The sequence below is a fragment of the Spirosoma lituiforme genome (assembly GCF_054776635.1).
In genome coordinates, this window is record NZ_BAAHBO010000005.1 from 134,072 (window position 1) to 150,145 (window position 16,074).

The window sequence follows — 16,074 nt, forward strand, 5'->3', positions numbered from 1 at the left end:
GTTGTATAGTTTGTGGTTCGTAGGTGTGCGTTTGTCGTTTGTGATTGCGGTTCTCCGCCGGAACTGTCGCGAAAACAATACGTATGCCCCAGTCCTGGGGGAACCGTAAACCAAACCTATAATTGCTTCAGCATGAGGTTCCGATACTGGACTTTCATGGGTGGGCCAACGTGCACCTGCACGCCCAGAAGTCCTTTGGTTTTGCCATTGACCGTATCCTCATCGGTGACATCGCTCATGAGCACATCGTTGATGTAGTGCTGCAAATGGTTGCCTTTTACAACCAGTCTGAACGTGTTCCAGTCCTCAGCTTTGATCTTCGTCTTTAAAGAATCCGAATCACCCAGCGAGCCAGTCACCGTCAACGCACCCCACGCGTTATTCTTCACATTGGCCCGGACGGCGTCGGGAGTAGCATCGCCCGTATAAGCCGGAATCGTCGTTTTCTGGCCACGATACGCCAGCGTCGTCCGCTTGCGCTCCTCGTAGTTCTGCCCGGTGTAGCGGTTCTTGCCGTCAATATCGGCCTGATACCCGCGCAGGGCAAACGGTACATCCGTTAGTTGATCGCTGCGGTAGTTAATGCCGGAATTGCCTTCGCTGGTGATGTTGAACTCCCCTTTGAACTCGAAATCACCCGGCTCACCACCCCGCCAGATAATAAACGAGTTGGTCTTGAGCAAAGTCGAGGGGGTTATTTCGCCGACCAGATTCCCGTTTTCTACTCGCCAGTAGGTAGGGTCTCCATCCCAGCCTTTCAACGACTTTCCGTCGAATATCTGCACAAATCCGTTCTTGTCTTTCTTTTGCGCCACACTGGCCGTTCCCAGGCCCACCGTCATGGCAATAGCCAGCACGAGCCCCAAACGCCTAACATTAATGCTGTTTTTTTTCATTCTATCCGTTTGTTTTCATAGCGTATTAGTGCCGCAGTTCGAACTGCGGCACTAATACGCTGAATTTTTATTTCCCTTTCGATCCAGTATTACCTGCTTTATAGACCTCGTTGTTCTGATTGCCGCCCGATTTCAGGTAAGCCACCAAATCTTTGAGTTCATCGGGGTTCAGGCTGTTAATCAGACCCGGCAGCATGATGGAAACGGTTGAGTTTTTTCGCGACGCAACATCTTTCTTGGCGATCTTCCGAAGCTGATCCGGGGCAAAGGGATTCTGGGAAATTGAATAACTCGCCTTATCCTCGTTGACCAGCCGGCCCAATACCGACTCCCCGTTTTTCAACGTGAAAATGGTAGATACATACTGATCCGAAATCGCTTTATCCGGGTGGATGATGGACTCCAGAATATCTTTGTTGGAGAACCGGGTACCAAGTTGGGTCAGATCGGGTCCGATGTCGCCCCCCTGACCACCCATCGAATGGCAACGGCTACATAAGATGGCCGAATAGATTTTCTTGCCGGTGTCGAAGTTGCGGCTGGTCGATCCACTGTCAAGTACAGCGACCGCTTTGTCCAGTTCCCACCGACGACCCGGACCTTTTGGCGCGTAATCGCTCACGAAATCGTTGCCCGATGCCGATAGCAGATCGGCCCCCGACAGTTTATTGTATTTTTCAAACTGGTCTTTAGGTACGTGATTCAAGGCCAGTTTACGCGCCCGATCAATGAAGCCGACGTAGCTGCGTCCGCCCTGGTATTTAAACGCATTGGCAAACCAGGAGAAATACTTCGCCCGGAGTTCTGGTGTCCAGCCTGTGTCTTCCCGGCTAAGCATAACGGCATAAAACGTTTGTTGCAGGGGCGGCACTTTGGCCAGCATGTTGGCGATGTCCAGCCCGTATTGCGGGTTGCGCAGAATCAGGTCGGAGGAAGCGGTGCTGTTTTCGAGACCAAGGTCTTTGCTACCCGGTTCGTCTTTTACGTCCATCAGGGCCAGCGTTTTGCTCACCACACCCGGTGCTTCCAGGGTAATCAGAACCTTACTGAGCCCCCGGTTCATCAGCGCCGTTTTAGCGGGATAACGCGGATTCAGGTAGGCGATTACTTTTTCCTTATCAGCCCCTTCGGGCATGCCCATCCGGAGTAGAACCAGTTCGAAAGCCCGACACAGGTCGAACTGCTGCGACTCCGGCAACTGGTCGTATTTTATCGTGACCAGGGCGTTGAGCAGTTTACTTTTCTGCGCAGCGTCACCCTGACGGGCCAGTGCGACGGCCGATTGGATCAGGCGTTGCGGATCGGTTTCGGTGAATACCCGATTCTGCCATTGAGCAACCGGCTGATGTTCAACCGCAATCCGGGCCGCATAGCGAACAAATCGGTCGGGATGGCTCAGATTAGGCCAGGCAGCGTCGATAGCCGCGGGGTTGGCTCCCTGATGATACTGTTCCAATTGGGTTCGGAGCTGGTGTTCTTTGGTCAGCACAGTTGCCTTCGCCGTGGGCGTGACCGATTCAGTGCCGGTATACGTGATCCGGTACAGATCTGATTCCAGTCGACGGCCACCCGTCAGGAAATACAGGGAGCCGTCGGGTCCGAACATGCCATCGGTCAGTGGCAGTGGTGAACCCGAAATAAACTCCTCCCGCTCGGCCTCGTACGATGCCCCTTTAGGCTTCAGATTGATCGAGTAAATAATACCGAAGCTCCAGTCGAAGGCAAACAATGACTGACGATAGCGTTGCGGAAACCGGGCGTTCTCGCCAAAGACAAGGTTTGTCGGCGAGCCCTGCCCGATGTTCAATACGGGCGGCAAGTTGTCGGGGTTGGCAGGCAACCACTTTCCATTACCGGTACGCCAGCCAAATTCAGCACCACTGGTCACGTGACAAATACGGGTAGGCCGGTACCAGGGCAGGCCAAAATCCCATTCCATGTCCGAATCGTAGGCAAACATGTCACCGGCTTCGTTGAACGCAATATCAAACGCATTCCGGAAACCAGCCCCCATGAGTTCCCACCGCTTTCCCTCCGGATCAACATTCGCGATCCAGCCGCCGGGGGCCATCCGGTTGTTGGCATGGCCACGAGGGTCTTTTATCTGTGGGAACAGGTTGTCCTCCTTCCAGTTAGACGGCAAGCGATAGGCGTCCATTTCCGGCACATCGGTATGGTTCCCGGCAATGACGTACAACGACTTCTTGTCGGGTGAGAGTTTTATACTGTGGGGACCATGCTCGCCCGGCTCACCTTTCAGGGCTTTCAGCAAGGTTATTTTGTCGTACTGATCATCGCCATCGGTGTCCTGCAGCCGGTAGAGCCCGCTCCCTTTGTCGAATTTCTTATTTTCCCAGTTGTTCACCATCACGTAGAGGCTGTTGAACGCATACAGCAGACCCTGTGCGTAGCCCATGCCCACCGTCGTATCGCCGGGTTGAACAACCCCCACTTTCAGCTTTTCTATTTTAGGCTGTGACGTACCCGAGCCGATTGGCGGCAGTTCGAGCCGATACAGAAATCCGTACTGATCGGACGTGATCATGCGGCCTTTATCGTCAAATGCCATGGCTACCCAGGAGCCCTGTTTGTTATCGGAGGGACTGTACAAGTGCTCCGCTTTGAACCCCGGCAACAGCTTCAATTTATCGGTTTTAGGGTCATCGGCTACCGGAATCAGGGTACTTGCCCCCTGCATACTAATCCAGGATGTTCCGATAAAGGCGAACGCAGCAACGATGAGTAGTAACTTGGCTGGTTTGTTCGTGAATAACATAATTCGATTGAGTAAATAAGTTTGTAGCAATGCCTCGATGGCGGCATGTCGAACAATAATCGGGGGTGCAGTCTCCGTATAAAGCACCTGAACAGAGCAATATACCGACCTGGCAGTGGCGGGTAAACAAAAGAGAAGAAGCAGAGCCGAAACGATTCTGCTTCTATCGATTCATTTTTACCAACCTAGATTAAACATAAAGAAAGCACTTGTTTTCATTTTCTTTCCGGCCCGAACCGTCCGGTGGGGTACGCGTAAAATTACGTTTGTGGGATGGCAGGTTTAGTAACATGCCCGTGGTGTCGGCCGGGGCGATTCTCAAACCCGATACCACGGGCACATCATAGAACATCCATATACGTTTAAAAATAAGGCGTCAGAGCCGATTCGACGGCGGGTAATCCGTAGTAATCGTCCAGAACCGTGAAGGCATTCGGTGGCGGAACGGCTCCGGCGGGAAAATAGTAATCGGCCGGGTTGGCTTTCACTTTGGCTCCGTAAGCCCCAATGATCTCTTTCACGCGGCCCGTTCTGGTCAGATCGAACCAGCGCTTGTTTTCGAAAGCCAGTTCGACCCGTCGTTCTTTAAAGATGGCTTCCCGCATATCAGCCTGCCCCGTCGCTTTGGTTGCCGCCAGCCCCGCCCGCGTACGAACCTGGTTGATGTAGGTGGCAGCCTCACCGGTTTTCCCCTGTTCATTCAGCGCTTCAGCCATAAACAGCAGCACTTCGGCGTAGCGATATACCGGCCAGTTCTGCCCCGTATTGTTGTTCAACGAGTGTGGCCGGGCGTACTTTTTGATGTACGGGTATTCTTTTGTTGCGCGGAGACTAGTGCTCAGCACAACGGTCCCAATCGAAATATCCTTCCGCTTGTCACCGGCTTCATACGCTGCAATAAGGTCCGGCGTGGGAATGTTATTGCTTTCCTGCGAGGTCGGCTGGGGATTCGACGTGCCCACGATCGGGGCAATCTCCGCTGCGGTTATGGGCGATGGCAGAAACCGGTAAATCTGATTGCCATTGTACCCGGCCGAGCCTTCCATGTACTGAATCTCAAAGATCGATTCCGCATTATTTTTATTCGTACTGGTGTAGGAAAACGCGTCATTGTAGTCAGCCCGCAGCGAGTATTCGTTTTTGGAAACGATGTCTCTCAGCACGGTTTCGGCCGACGCCCATTTCTTCTGCGTGATGTACAAATTGGCCAGCAGGGTCTTGGCGGCTCCCGACGTAGCCCGACCGATATCCTGTGCGGCCTGTGCCGATTTACTCTGTAAGTTGGTACTGGCCGCCAGCGCATCCTTCTCAATCTGGGCATAGATTTCGTCCGTTGTCGACAAAGGTAGGGCGGCATCTTCGCGGCCCGTCACCGGCGTTAAATGCAGCGGCACTTTCCCAAACAACCGAACCAGATCGAAATAGGCAAACGCCCGCAGAAACTGCGCCTGCCCCTTGATGTTGTTTTTAACCGCATCGCTGGTGAACGTTATTCCCGTGCCATCAATCAGCGACAGCACCTGATTGGCCCGTGAGATGATCACGTAGTTCAGCCGGAACTGCACGAGTACATTGTCATTCGCTGTGACACCGTTAGCCGTTGGAACGGCAAAATCAGCGACGTTCTCCGTGGGGTCAACCGCGCCGTACAGCGTATTCCGGGCGTAGTAGGTATTATCGGAGTGCATTTCTTCCAGCACCCATGCCCGTTCGTTGTACATCTGCCGGAACGGAACGTAGGCTCCATTGACGGCCTGCTGAAAATCGGATTCTGTTTTGAAAAAGGTGGCCGAACTTAATGCAGTCTCCGGTATTACCGTTAAAAAATCGCTCTGGCAACCGGTCAGCGCAACGCCCATCAACCAGGTAGCTATAAGTCTTGCTTTCATTCTGTATGAGAAATAAGAATGTTGAAAATGAGTTTGATACACCCGCTGGCCTAAAAGTTCAGGTTGATGCCTGCGGTATACGTGCGGGGAACCGGGTAGTTGGAGAAGTCGACTCCCTGGCTCAAATTGTCGCCGGGGCCGTCACCAGCTCCATTGCCACTGGTTTCGGGATTTGGTCCACCCCAGTATTTCGTAAATACATAGACCTGCTGCACCGATGCATAGAGCCGGGCCGACCGGAAGAACTTGTTCAGCGGACCGAAATTATAGCCCACGGTTATGTTCTTGATGGTGAAGAACGACGCATCGGCCAGAAACTGTGAACTGTGCCAGTCGCGCTCAATACCGGTGTAGTTTCCGCCGTTGTTTGTTGCCCCGAACTGACCGGCTCCCGGCGTAATTACGGTGGTGGCCACATTGGTGGTAATGCCGTTATTGATTACCTGGGTGTTCTTAACCCGGAAGCGATCTTTCACCCCCTCAACCATGTTGAATACCCCATCCAGATTGGCCGTGCTGTACAAATGACGGACCCAAAGCTGGTTGCCATACGAGCCGGACCCCGTAATCGAGAAATCGAAATTGCCGTACTTGAGGTCGTTGGTAATTCCGTAGGTAAATTTCGGGAAGGGGCTGCCCAGAATCGTCCGGTCATCGAGGTCACCGCCGTTCGTAATAACGCCATCCCCGTTTATGTCCTTAAATTTAATCGTCCCGATGGCCGAACGCCCCGGAATAATCGGCGAGGTTCTTAACTCCTCTGCGGTTTGGTAGTAGCCTTCTTTTACCAGTCCGTAGAACTGGCCGAAGGGCTTGCCGACCTGCGTAATGTGAAATCCTGTACCGCCATACACCCGGTCGATACCCGGCGCCAGCGAAACGACAATGTTCCGGTTGAAGGAAATGTTGGCGTTGGTGGTCCATTTCAACCGGCCCGTGGTATTCTTCGTCGTCAGCGAGAACTCATGGCCCCAGAACTTGATCTCACCGATGTTATCGGAGAAGTAGGTAAAGCCGGACTCCTGCGGAATCTGCACGTTATAGAGCAGATTGGTGGTTCGCTTGGTGTAGAAATCATAGATAAACTGAACACGATCGTTGAACAAACCCAGGTCGAGGCCGGCGTCAAACTGGCGGGTGGTTTCCCAGCCTAAGTTCGGGTTAGCCAGGGTCGAAACGACAGCTCCCGTAGCCACATTGCTGCCAAACACCGCATTCGTGGTGTTGTTGACCAGGGCGTAGGAGGTGTAGTTACCAATGTTATTATTCCCGATTACGCCGTAGCTGGCCCGGATTTTGGCAAACGAAACCTGCTGAATGGGTTTCAGGAAATTTTCATCCGACAATACCCAGCCCACTGACGCTGAGGGGAATGTACCAAACTGGTTATTGGCCCCGAACCGGGATGAACCATCTGCCCGAACAGCCGCCGTGAACAGGTACTTGCCTTTGTAATTATAGGTCAGCCGGGAGAGATACGACGTAAGCGTCCACTGCTGAATATCGTTGCTGGTGTTGTTGCCTGCACGATCGATGTTGAGGGCTCCCTGAATGGTTGGCAGCCGGTCGTCGGAGTAGGTATTGGCCGAAATTCGGGTGAACTCCTGGCGGAATTTCTGGTTGGTAAACCCGGCCAGCAACTCAAAATTATGGTCATTGAAACTCCGCGTATAGGTTGCCAGGTTTTCGTTCAGCCAGGATACGTTTTCCAGACTTTGCCGCGTCGATGAGGCCGTTGTGGGTATCGGTACATTGATGGCGCTCGTGGCCGTCGACGGGTTGAAATAGAAGAACTTGGCATTCAGATATTCAATGTTGATGGTCGACTTCAGCGTCAGTCCGTTAATCGGGCGGTACTGAACATAGGCATTGGCCAGCAAATTCGTGTTTCGGGTTTCGTTGGTCAATTCACTCGCGGCCCGCACCCAGTTCGGGTAGTTGAAAATGTTCCCTGTGCTGCTGGGCAACGTATTGTATTTGGTCAGTTGCCCGTTCGAATCGTAGATGGGCATAATGGGCCAGGTATGCAGCGCATTGAACAGGATACCCGTTCCCCGGTCGCCGTCGGTTCGGGGAGTATTGTCGAACACGTACGATGGCGCGGCATTGAAGCCAACGGTTACGCTTTTCGACAGATTGTAGTTCGAGTTCATCCGGAGTGAATACCGCTTGTATTTGTTGTTCAGCACAACCCCGTCCTGGTTGAATACCCCGGCCACCAACGACGTATTTGACCGCTCGGTGTTGTTCGACACACTCAGGTTATAGCTCTGAATAGGGGCTACCCGAAGCAGGGCATCATACCAATCGTTGTTTTTGCCTTCGTACTGAGCTGGGTTCTGAAATATATCCGGTACGGGCTGCAACTGGTCTTCGTAAAACTCTTTCTTGAACTGGGCAAACTGAACTGCATCCAGCATTTTAACCCGGCCCCGTTTGGGCACCTGCTGCACCCCCGCAAACATATTGAAGCTAATGTTGGTCTGACCGGGCTTCCCTTTTTTGGTAGTGATCAGGACAACGCCATTGGCCGCCCGCGATCCATACAACGACGTTGAAGCCGCATCTTTCAGTACGGTCAGGTCTTCAATTTCGTCGGGGTTGAGCTGGGCAATGTTCCCCGTAATCGGAAAGCCATCCACTACATACAGCGGATCACTACCCGCCGTAACCGACACCTGCCCCCGAATCCGGATGGATATACCTTGACCGGGCTTCCCCGTAGTTTGGTTGATCTGTACCCCTGCCAGCCGACCCTGTAGCTTTTGCCCGATCTGCGAAACGGGTAAATCTTTGATTTCGGCGGCACTGACCGTCTGCACAGCGCCCGTTATTTCTTTTTTCAACTGGCTACCGTAGCCAACCACAACCACTTCGTTTAGGGTCTGATCGTCCGGTGCCAGGGCAACTGTCAGCGCGGTCTGGTTACCCACCACGACTTCTTTCCTCCCGTACCCCACAAAACTGAAGACCAGTGTTGCAGCAGCGTTGGGAACATTGATTCGAAAACTACCTTCGCCATCGGTCGTCGCTCCCTGGGTTGATCCTTTCACCACAACACTAACGCCGGGCAATCCTTCTCCTTTTTCGTCTGTCACTTTACCCGTTATGGGAATGTCTGCGACAACATTGTCTACCGGCTTTGGGGTGTTAAAGGCCACTAACTCACGGGACAGAGCGCGTCCTGTGGGCTGGGGTTGTCTGGGCTCCTGCGCAAAGCTGGTAAATGAGCCCGCTACCAGACTAAGTGCCACAAACTGATAGAGTCTTTTCATGAATATGACTGGATTAAGTACTAGAGGTTAGTAATTAACTGGCTTAGGAAAAAGATAATTTAATAGCCAAATATTACCAGATGCTTTCCTCTAACTTTCCCATACCTACCCATAACTATCATTATTTCGACAATATTCTTGGTATTTTCAATACTATTGAACCGTACAGAGCCCCTGTTTCTGCATAGTTATAACTTGTTCAGTGCGCCCGTACCAATAGCTTAATCGATCCTGAACCAGCCCTTTATCAGGCGGCCGCTGATGATTGCAATCGAAAGAGTACATTCACTGGCCTGCCGACTTTTCAGACAATTCAATGTCTATTGTCAATCGGCCATGCTTTATCACATTAAGATTAACGACTACTCCAACACGCCCAAATACCAGCAGATTTATAATTCAATTGTGGAAGGCATCGAGAATCGGGATATTCTGCCGGGTGCCAAGCTTCCCTCCATCCACGAACTTTGCGCTGAATTTGACGTGTCCAAAGGCACGATAGAGCGCGCCTATGAACTCCTGAAGGAAAAAGAAATAATCGGGGCTGTGAAGGGAAAGGGATTTTATATCAACTACACACCAACCGGGAATAACTTAAAAATATTCTTGTTATTCAATAAGTTAAGCGCCCACAAGAAAATTATCTACGACTCTTTTGTGGAACTGCTGGGGCCAGGCGTAGCAATCGATTTTTTCATCTACAACAATGATTTCCGACTGTTTCGGGACCTGATCCAGCGGCAGGCCCGCAACCATACGCATTATGTGATTATCGGGCATTTTTTTGAAGGGGGCGAAAAAGCCGATGACCTGATCAACAGCCTGCCCAAACACAAACTGATTATTCTGGATAAGTTGCTGGAGGGAATAACGGGCAGCTATGGTGCGGTCTTTCAAAATTTTGAGCGGGATCTTTACCAGGCGCTAACCGACGCCCTGCCCCTGCTACGAAAATACACAACGTTGTGCATACTCTTTCCGTCGTACAGTTATCATCCAAAAGCGATTCTGAACGGATTTTACAAGTTCTGTTACGAACACGGCCTCAGGACGCGCGTTATCAACGACATACAGCATGAGGTTATTCAGCCTCAGCACGCGTATATTAATCTGATGGAGGAAGATCTGGTCGAGCTGATCAAACGAATCAAGATAACGCCGTACATCGTTGGGCAGGAGGTGGGCATTCTGTCGTACAACGACACGCCCCTGAAGGAGTTTTTACTGGATGGCATCACGGTAATTTCCACCGATTTTGCACAAATGGGCCGAACAGCCGCCCAACTGGTCTTAAACGCCAGTGTGGAACACGTTGAAAACCCGTTCCACCTGGTCGTTCGAAAGTCATTGTAAGAACCGCATGAGCGGCTCAGGAGGTTTTGTTTAATACCGCACCACCTTGAACCGGGAGATGCCCCCGTTGAAACGGATCGTCATTTTCTTTTTGGCTGTATTGTAGCCTGGACTGACAAATTCGCCCCCGCCCACATCGGTAAAATCATCCAGCTGCTCCAGATTAAGGGCGCCGTCTTTCTTGATCTGGCAACCCACTTCTTTAGGAACATGAACCGTAACCGAAGCCGCTCCGACATCCAGTTTTACATCAGCCTGGTCGGCTTTAGCCCCCAGTTTAAGGTCGAGGTCAGCCGCGCCAGCGCCCAGCTTCAGGCTTTTTACGGCATAGGCGCTCAGGTCCAGATCACCCTGACCCGCACCGAGGGCCACGTCCATTGTCCAGACCGGGGTTGCGTTCAGGTGAACATCCACCCGATTTTCGAACTTGCCATCTTTCAGGTCAATGTCCTGTCTTTCTTCGGTTGGCTTTAGTTCGATGGTCGGAATATGGGTCGTTGCATCGCGGTCTACAGACATAGAATACGTACCCACGGTCTGCTTCGTATCGGCTTTGATGAGTTCGGAAGTGGGTTCACTGATAAAAAACCGGCCGGCCCCACCCGACAACTTCAGCACCGCTTCACGTGTACCGCTTTCCATCGTTTCGGAAAACGTATTGGTGTGCGTTTCAGACGTTTCCGAATCACGACGATCACGCTCGGCCCGGTAATCATCTTCATTCTCGTTCTCCGCGCTGCCGTTATCCTCGTCCTCCTCTTCTTCCGACTCGCTTTCGTTATTGTTATCATCGTTGTCGTCGTCATCCCCATTGTCCCAGCGCATGTGAAACTCATCGCGATCCCGATCGTGTGACAGAAAGCCAAACAGGGTTGTAGGTACGGCAACGGCCAGCATAACCGTGGTGATGAAAGCGGCCGGATTAGCGCGCCGTTCCAGAATCAGATTAACACCAGCCAGAATCAGGAGAACCGGCCACAAATTCACTAGCGAATGCCAGTCGACATCCAAAACCCCTGCTCGCCGGGCCAGGAACAGCACCCCCAGCGTAAGCAGGAAAATCCCCCAGAATAATCCGTTTCTTCGTTGCATAAGACTTTTTAGATGTATGATGCAGGATGTAGGCTGTATAATTTCGCATCAACTTGGCTACATCATATAGCCTACATCCTGCATCATAACGTTACAGTGTCCCGTTATTTGGATCGTTTTGGGTGGGATCATTCCTGTACGGATCATTCTTGTAGGGGTCGTGTTGATTCGGATCGAAAGGCGTCCGGATCCGATCCCGAAAAATCAGCCACAAACCAAGCGCGATCAGAATAAATGGCCATAGATCGCCAAAGTCGATATCGAAGTAGCGGTCAATTAGAAACATGACGCCAAGCAGAATCAAAATTCCCCCGCCGAGGATGCTCCGGTCAGGTGATGCAGGTTTATTGGGATTATAAGGATTCATGAAAATAGGGTTTGCGTAAACAGTTGATTGTAAACCAGCGACCGCCGAACGACGCTCCGGCAATGCGATCCACAAGATAACATAAATGATGACAGCCGGGAAGTGAGGCAGAAAAATCCCGATAACAAACAACAGGCGCACCAGGGCGCGATCAATGCCAAAATAATCGGCTATACCAGCGCATACGCCCCCTACCTGGGCCTGGTCAGCAATACGTTCTAAGCGTTTGTTCATGGCTTCTAGTGCCGGATACCCGGACCGTTAAAACTGTTGTAAACCTAGCCGATGAACCCCTGCCCCAAAAGCAGAATAGGAAGAATGGACGCGCTTATGGATGGATGTATGTTTTCAATGATAGTAGGTAATACATAGTAGTGATTTTAGTCTTCCTCAATCGCTTCCAGAATATCCATCAGCTCGCCAAATTCTTTGTTGCCAGGCTGTTCTTCAATGCCTCCACTCAGGGCAATACCGCGCACCGACGACAGTTCAGCCAACAGCTCATGGACATTCTGCGCCGATATTCCGGTTCCCAGCAAGATGGAATAACGGGTTGTCGGCCGTTGCAGAAGCGTTTTCAGTTCCTCTTCCATATTCATCAGTCCATTACTCTCCAGCAAAACATAGTCGGCATTGGCCGCCCCCGTCTGGAGAAGCGTATCCAGCTGATCGAGCGTCAGCTGCGCCACGTCGACCCGGAGAATGAACCGAAGTTCCGTATCTGATTTGCCCAGGGTACTCAGGTAAGGAAGCAAAGCCGCTTCGTCGACCTGTAGCAAATCAGGCTGGTACGTTTCCAGAAGCTGCTCAATGATTTCCGGATCGGTCGATCTGGTTTCGCCAACAATCTGTACACCCGCGAGCCAGCCCCTTATCTCGGCAAACTTTGCTGGCGCTACGTAATCCGGCGAATCAGCATCCATCGAAAAACCAAGCATATCAACGCCCATACCCGCACAGTAGCGGGCATCGCTGAGGTTCGTCACATTCGATATTTTAACCAGCGTTTTGAGAGCCATAGTAGTAGGTAGCCTTGACAGAGATTGTTTATACCCCAAAGGTAGGGACGCTCGTGTATAGTCGGACAACTTTCCTGTCCGGATTGTTCGGCATCGGACAACCGTGTACGATTTCGGACGGTAGCTTTCTGACAAAACAGCCCCATACAGATCAGAACAGCAAATTTGGTAAGCTGGCAAGGTATTTGTTCTACAAAAGTTAATCTTATTCTTTCTGCATGAAACGGACCTACTTGGGTGAGTTTGAAGAAGTGGTTTTATTGACCGTTGCGGTGCTATACGAGGGCGCTTATGGCGTTGCGATCACGGATGAACTGGATCGGCAGACGGGTCGGTCGGTAAGCATCAGCGCGGTTCACGCAGCCCTCCACCGGCTGGAAGAGAAGGGTATGCTTGCCTCCCGTATGGGCGAGGCAACTGCTGAACGGGGTGGCCGGCGCAAGCGATTATTTACCGTTACGGCACTGGGTAGCCGCACCCTGCACGACATCAGAGCCGTTCGGGATCAACTCTGGAACGCTATCTCACCCCAGGCCCTACCGGCTATCAGTTTATGAACGCCCGCCACGCCAAACCACCTCATATGAACCAGCCACCCCGCTGGGCCGACCGGCTACTCGAATGGGTCTGTGCTCCTCACCTGCTGGAAGAAATACAGGGGGATTTGCACGAGCGGTACGTCCGTGATGCACGACAGGCAGGAACCGGGAGCGCCAACCGACGATACTGGCTGAATGTGCTCCGGTTTATGCAGCCCTTTGCCCTGAAACGCCAGCCCCATTCGTCATCGGATAACTCTATATTCAGCATTGATATGTTTTTCAACTACATTAAACTTGCCCGGCGACAACTTTGGCGTAACCGTTTTTATTCTGGCCTGAACGTCGTCGGCTTGTCCATTGGGTTAAGCGCCTGCTGGGTTATTTACCGCATCGTATCGTTCGAATTCAGTTTCGATACCCAGAACCCTGATCGCGATCGGATCGTCAGGGTTGTAAGCCAGTTCATTGTCGATGGCAAGGAACAGGGAAACCCTGGTACGCCCCTACCGATGGCCGATGCCGTTCGTCGGCACATTACCGGTATTGAACGCACCATCCCCATCTTACATCGCCGATTCGAACAAATTCAGGTTCCGCAGCCGAAAGGGAGTCCCCTGGCATTCGATGACGGCCAGAACGTGGTTCTTACCGATACAAATTATTTTCGGATGGTACCCTACATATGGCTATCCGGCAACCCTTCCCTGGCGCTCACTCAACCCAATTGCGTTGTCTTGACGCAGCGTCGGGCCGCTCAGTACTTTCCGGGCCTGTCGCCCCGTCAGGTACTGAATAAACCTGTTTTGTACGGAGATACGCTTTCCGTACAGGTAGTTGGCGTGGTAGCCGATTTACCTTACCCTTCTGATTTTACCGGCAGCGAATTTATTTCCATAGCAACGGACCGAGAGCCTTATGAACACCGTAAATGGGGCAGTACGAACTCCATCGATCAGCTTTTTCTAATGCTCAGTGCCAATGCTGACCCGAAACGGGTTGAAGAGCAGATCAATGCTCTGTCGAAGAAAAACTCGGCCGCTTACCTTCCCTTTAAACGCTGGCATTTGCTTCAACCGCTGGCCGAATTACACTTTGGCACGGCGTACAACGAATACAGCCACCGGATCGACAAACACGTTTTGGTTGGCTTAATCGGACTAGCCTGTTTTATCCTGGCGCTGGCCGTTATCAACTACATCAACCTGGCTTCGGCGCAGGTACCCCAGCGGGCGCGCGAGATCGGGATTCGCAAAACTCTTGGCAGTCGGCGACGAACACTGGTTATGCAATTTCTTGGCGAGACAGCCGCGATCACGCTACTGGCCTTCGGACTGGCTTACGGTCTCTCCCAATTGTTTTTTGCGAACTTCAGTGACTTGATTCCGGATGGTCTGACAGCCCATCAGAACTGGCTGGCAATTGCCCTGTTCTTGACGGCGCTACTGATCAGCGTAACTTTATTGGCGGGCCTATACCCAGGATGGCTTATTGCCCGTTTTCAACCCGCGGCTGTGTTACGAGGGCAACTAGGCTACTCGACCAAAGACAGTCGAAATCCGCTCACACTGCGAAAAAGCCTGATTGTATTCCAGTTTTTCATTGCCCAGCTTTTCATTGTAGGGTCGCTTATCGTGAATCAGCAACTTCGGTACAGCCTTCAGGCCGATATGGGTTTTGTCCGGGAAGCCGTTCTAACGGTGTCTATCCCGTGGAAACACGCGGAGACGACACCGGTGAACCAACGATTTGCGTTAAAACAGGCGCTGCAAAAGCTACCTGGTGTGTCGGCAGTAAGTCTGGGAAACCAGCCCGCTTCAGATTCTTATTCGAGCAACACCCATGAGCTGGTTGGCAAAAAGGGGAAAGTGGAGGTGAACATGTATCGTAAGTACGTAGATACAGATTACATTCCTTTGTATAAGCTGCCCCTACTGGCCGGACGCAATTTACAGCCCGCCGATACAATCCGAGAGTACGTCATTAACGAAACAGCGGCTAAAGCCTTGGGATTCAATAGACCGCAGGAAGCACTGGTCGCTCATTTGAGAGAGGATAATGGTCAGAAAGTAGTACCCATTGTTGGCGTAGTCCGCGATTTTCATACCCGATCCTTCCGGGAGAAAATACAACCCACCGCCCTTATGACTGACCGGGAAGGCCTGTATACGTTAAACATCAAGCTGGCATCCAATCAGCCCGCCGACTGGCAGCAGACGATTACACAAATGAATACGGTCTGGAAGCAGTTTTTCCCCGATGCTGCCTTCGATTATGAATTCTACGATCAGACAATGGAAGCATTCTACAAGCAGGACCGGCAATTGTCGCGGGTGGTTAATCTGGCAACGGCCATCGCTATCCTGATCAGTTGTCTGGGACTCTTTGGACTGGCTACCCTAACCGCTCATCAGCGCACCAAAGAAATCGGAATTCGGAAAGTACTGGGGGCCAGCATAGCGGGCGTCGTTTCGCTACTCTCCAAAGACTTTATCAAGCTGGTGTTGATCGCTGTGGTACTGGCTAGTCCGCTGGCCTGGTGGGCCGTTACCCACTATCTGCAACGCTTTACGTACCGTATCGATGTATCGGTCTGGATATTTGTGGGGTCAGGTTTGTTAGCGGTGCTTATTGCGCTGCTAACCGTGAGTTACCAGAGTATTCGAGCCGCTCTGATGAATCCGGTCAAGAGTTTGCGAAGCGAATGACGCCTTTGAGACGCAGCTTTTTACGTCTCAAAGGCGTCACCAACCCGTCGCCTATAGCTTATAGTCCCAACGTCCGATTCAGGACGGTCCGGTGTCCGTAATCGGACATTCACCGACTACTTTATCGACCAATATCTTCCCCGTGAGCGTTGCAGAGCTT

10 protein-coding genes are annotated in these 16,074 nt (G+C 51.9%); 3 read left to right on the forward strand and 7 right to left on the reverse strand.

The genetic code is table 11. From position 1 onward, the window contains the following. Positions 1–116: 116 nt before the first annotated feature. The 4 genes from ACYU87_RS18000 to ACYU87_RS18015 all read right to left on the reverse strand — a co-directional run bounded on the left by ACYU87_RS18000 (position 117) and on the right by ACYU87_RS18015 (position 8,836). A complete protein-coding gene (locus ACYU87_RS18000) occupies positions 117–842 on the reverse strand; it encodes a 3-keto-disaccharide hydrolase (protein WP_461135731.1) in 726 nt (241 codons plus the stop codon). A 121-nt stretch (positions 843–963) separates the two neighbouring features. Continuing rightward, positions 964–3,672: a c-type cytochrome gene (locus tag ACYU87_RS18005; RefSeq protein WP_461135469.1), complete on the reverse strand. Its 2,709-nt coding sequence runs from the start codon at positions 3,670–3,672 to the stop codon at positions 964–966. A 362-nt stretch (positions 3,673–4,034) separates the two neighbouring features. Next, complete coding sequence (locus ACYU87_RS18010; RefSeq protein ID WP_461135470.1) at positions 4,035–5,561, reverse strand: RagB/SusD family nutrient uptake outer membrane protein; 1,527 nt, start codon at positions 5,559–5,561, stop codon at positions 4,035–4,037. A 50-nt stretch (positions 5,562–5,611) separates the two neighbouring features. Then, a complete protein-coding gene (locus tag ACYU87_RS18015; RefSeq protein ID WP_461135471.1) occupies positions 5,612–8,836 on the reverse strand; it encodes a SusC/RagA family TonB-linked outer membrane protein in 3,225 nt (1,074 codons plus the stop codon). 336 nt (positions 8,837–9,172) lie between these two features. Between ACYU87_RS18015 and ACYU87_RS18020 the strand changes: the two genes are divergently transcribed. Further along, positions 9,173–10,189, forward strand: coding sequence for a GntR family transcriptional regulator (locus ACYU87_RS18020; protein ID WP_461135472.1), 1,017 nt, complete (start codon positions 9,173–9,175; stop codon positions 10,187–10,189). Positions 10,190–10,219: 30 nt separating this feature from the next. On the opposite strand, the gene ACYU87_RS18025 is transcribed toward ACYU87_RS18020, so the two are convergent. The 3 genes from ACYU87_RS18025 to trpF all read right to left on the reverse strand — a co-directional run bounded on the left by ACYU87_RS18025 (position 10,220) and on the right by trpF (position 12,667). Then, positions 10,220–11,281: a LiaI-LiaF-like domain-containing protein gene (locus ACYU87_RS18025; protein ID WP_461135473.1), complete on the reverse strand. Its 1,062-nt coding sequence runs from the start codon at positions 11,279–11,281 to the stop codon at positions 10,220–10,222. Positions 11,282–11,372: 91 nt separating this feature from the next. Further along, positions 11,373–11,882, reverse strand: a complete 510-nt coding sequence (locus ACYU87_RS18030; RefSeq protein ID WP_461135474.1) for a PspC domain-containing protein — start codon at positions 11,880–11,882, stop codon at positions 11,373–11,375. 146 nt (positions 11,883–12,028) lie between these two features. Then, the gene (trpF, locus tag ACYU87_RS18035; protein WP_461135475.1) at positions 12,029–12,667 is read right to left on the reverse strand and encodes a phosphoribosylanthranilate isomerase; all 639 of its coding nucleotides are present in this window, start codon (positions 12,665–12,667) and stop codon (positions 12,029–12,031) included. Positions 12,668–12,885: 218 nt separating this feature from the next. Here trpF and ACYU87_RS18040 point away from each other — a divergent pair, with 218 nt between their 5' ends. Both ACYU87_RS18040 and ACYU87_RS18045 read left to right on the forward strand, forming a co-directional pair. Further along, positions 12,886–13,224 (forward strand): PadR family transcriptional regulator, encoded by a 339-nt coding sequence (locus tag ACYU87_RS18040; RefSeq protein WP_461135476.1) that lies wholly within the window; start codon positions 12,886–12,888, stop codon positions 13,222–13,224. Further along, positions 13,221–15,914: a permease prefix domain 2-containing transporter gene (locus tag ACYU87_RS18045; RefSeq protein WP_461135477.1), complete on the forward strand. Its 2,694-nt coding sequence runs from the start codon at positions 13,221–13,223 to the stop codon at positions 15,912–15,914. The genes ACYU87_RS18040 and ACYU87_RS18045 overlap by 4 nt, the downstream gene beginning before the upstream one ends. The last annotated feature ends 160 nt before the right edge of the window (positions 15,915–16,074 follow it).

Coding starts and splice junctions, on each gene's coding strand:
- ACYU87_RS18015 (WP_461135471.1), bottom strand. CDS start 8,836: ATGAAAAGACTCTATCAGTTTGTGGCACTTAGTCTGGTAGCGGGCTCA.
- ACYU87_RS18005 (WP_461135469.1), bottom strand. CDS start 3,672: ATGTTATTCACGAACAAACCAGCCAAGTTACTACTCATCGTTGCTGCG.
- ACYU87_RS18030 (WP_461135474.1), bottom strand. CDS start 11,882: ATGAACAAACGCTTAGAACGTATTGCTGACCAGGCCCAGGTAGGGGGC.
- ACYU87_RS18045 (WP_461135477.1), top strand. CDS start 13,221: ATGAACGCCCGCCACGCCAAACCACCTCATATGAACCAGCCACCCCGC.
- ACYU87_RS18010 (WP_461135470.1), bottom strand. CDS start 5,561: ATGAAAGCAAGACTTATAGCTACCTGGTTGATGGGCGTTGCGCTGACC.
- trpF (WP_461135475.1), bottom strand. CDS start 12,667: ATGGCTCTCAAAACGCTGGTTAAAATATCGAATGTGACGAACCTCAGC.
- ACYU87_RS18000 (WP_461135731.1), bottom strand. CDS start 842: ATGACGGTGGGCCTGGGAACGGCCAGTGTGGCGCAAAAGAAAGACAAG.
- ACYU87_RS18025 (WP_461135473.1), bottom strand. CDS start 11,281: ATGCAACGAAGAAACGGATTATTCTGGGGGATTTTCCTGCTTACGCTG.
- ACYU87_RS18020 (WP_461135472.1), top strand. CDS start 9,173: ATGCTTTATCACATTAAGATTAACGACTACTCCAACACGCCCAAATAC.
- ACYU87_RS18040 (WP_461135476.1), top strand. CDS start 12,886: ATGAAACGGACCTACTTGGGTGAGTTTGAAGAAGTGGTTTTATTGACC.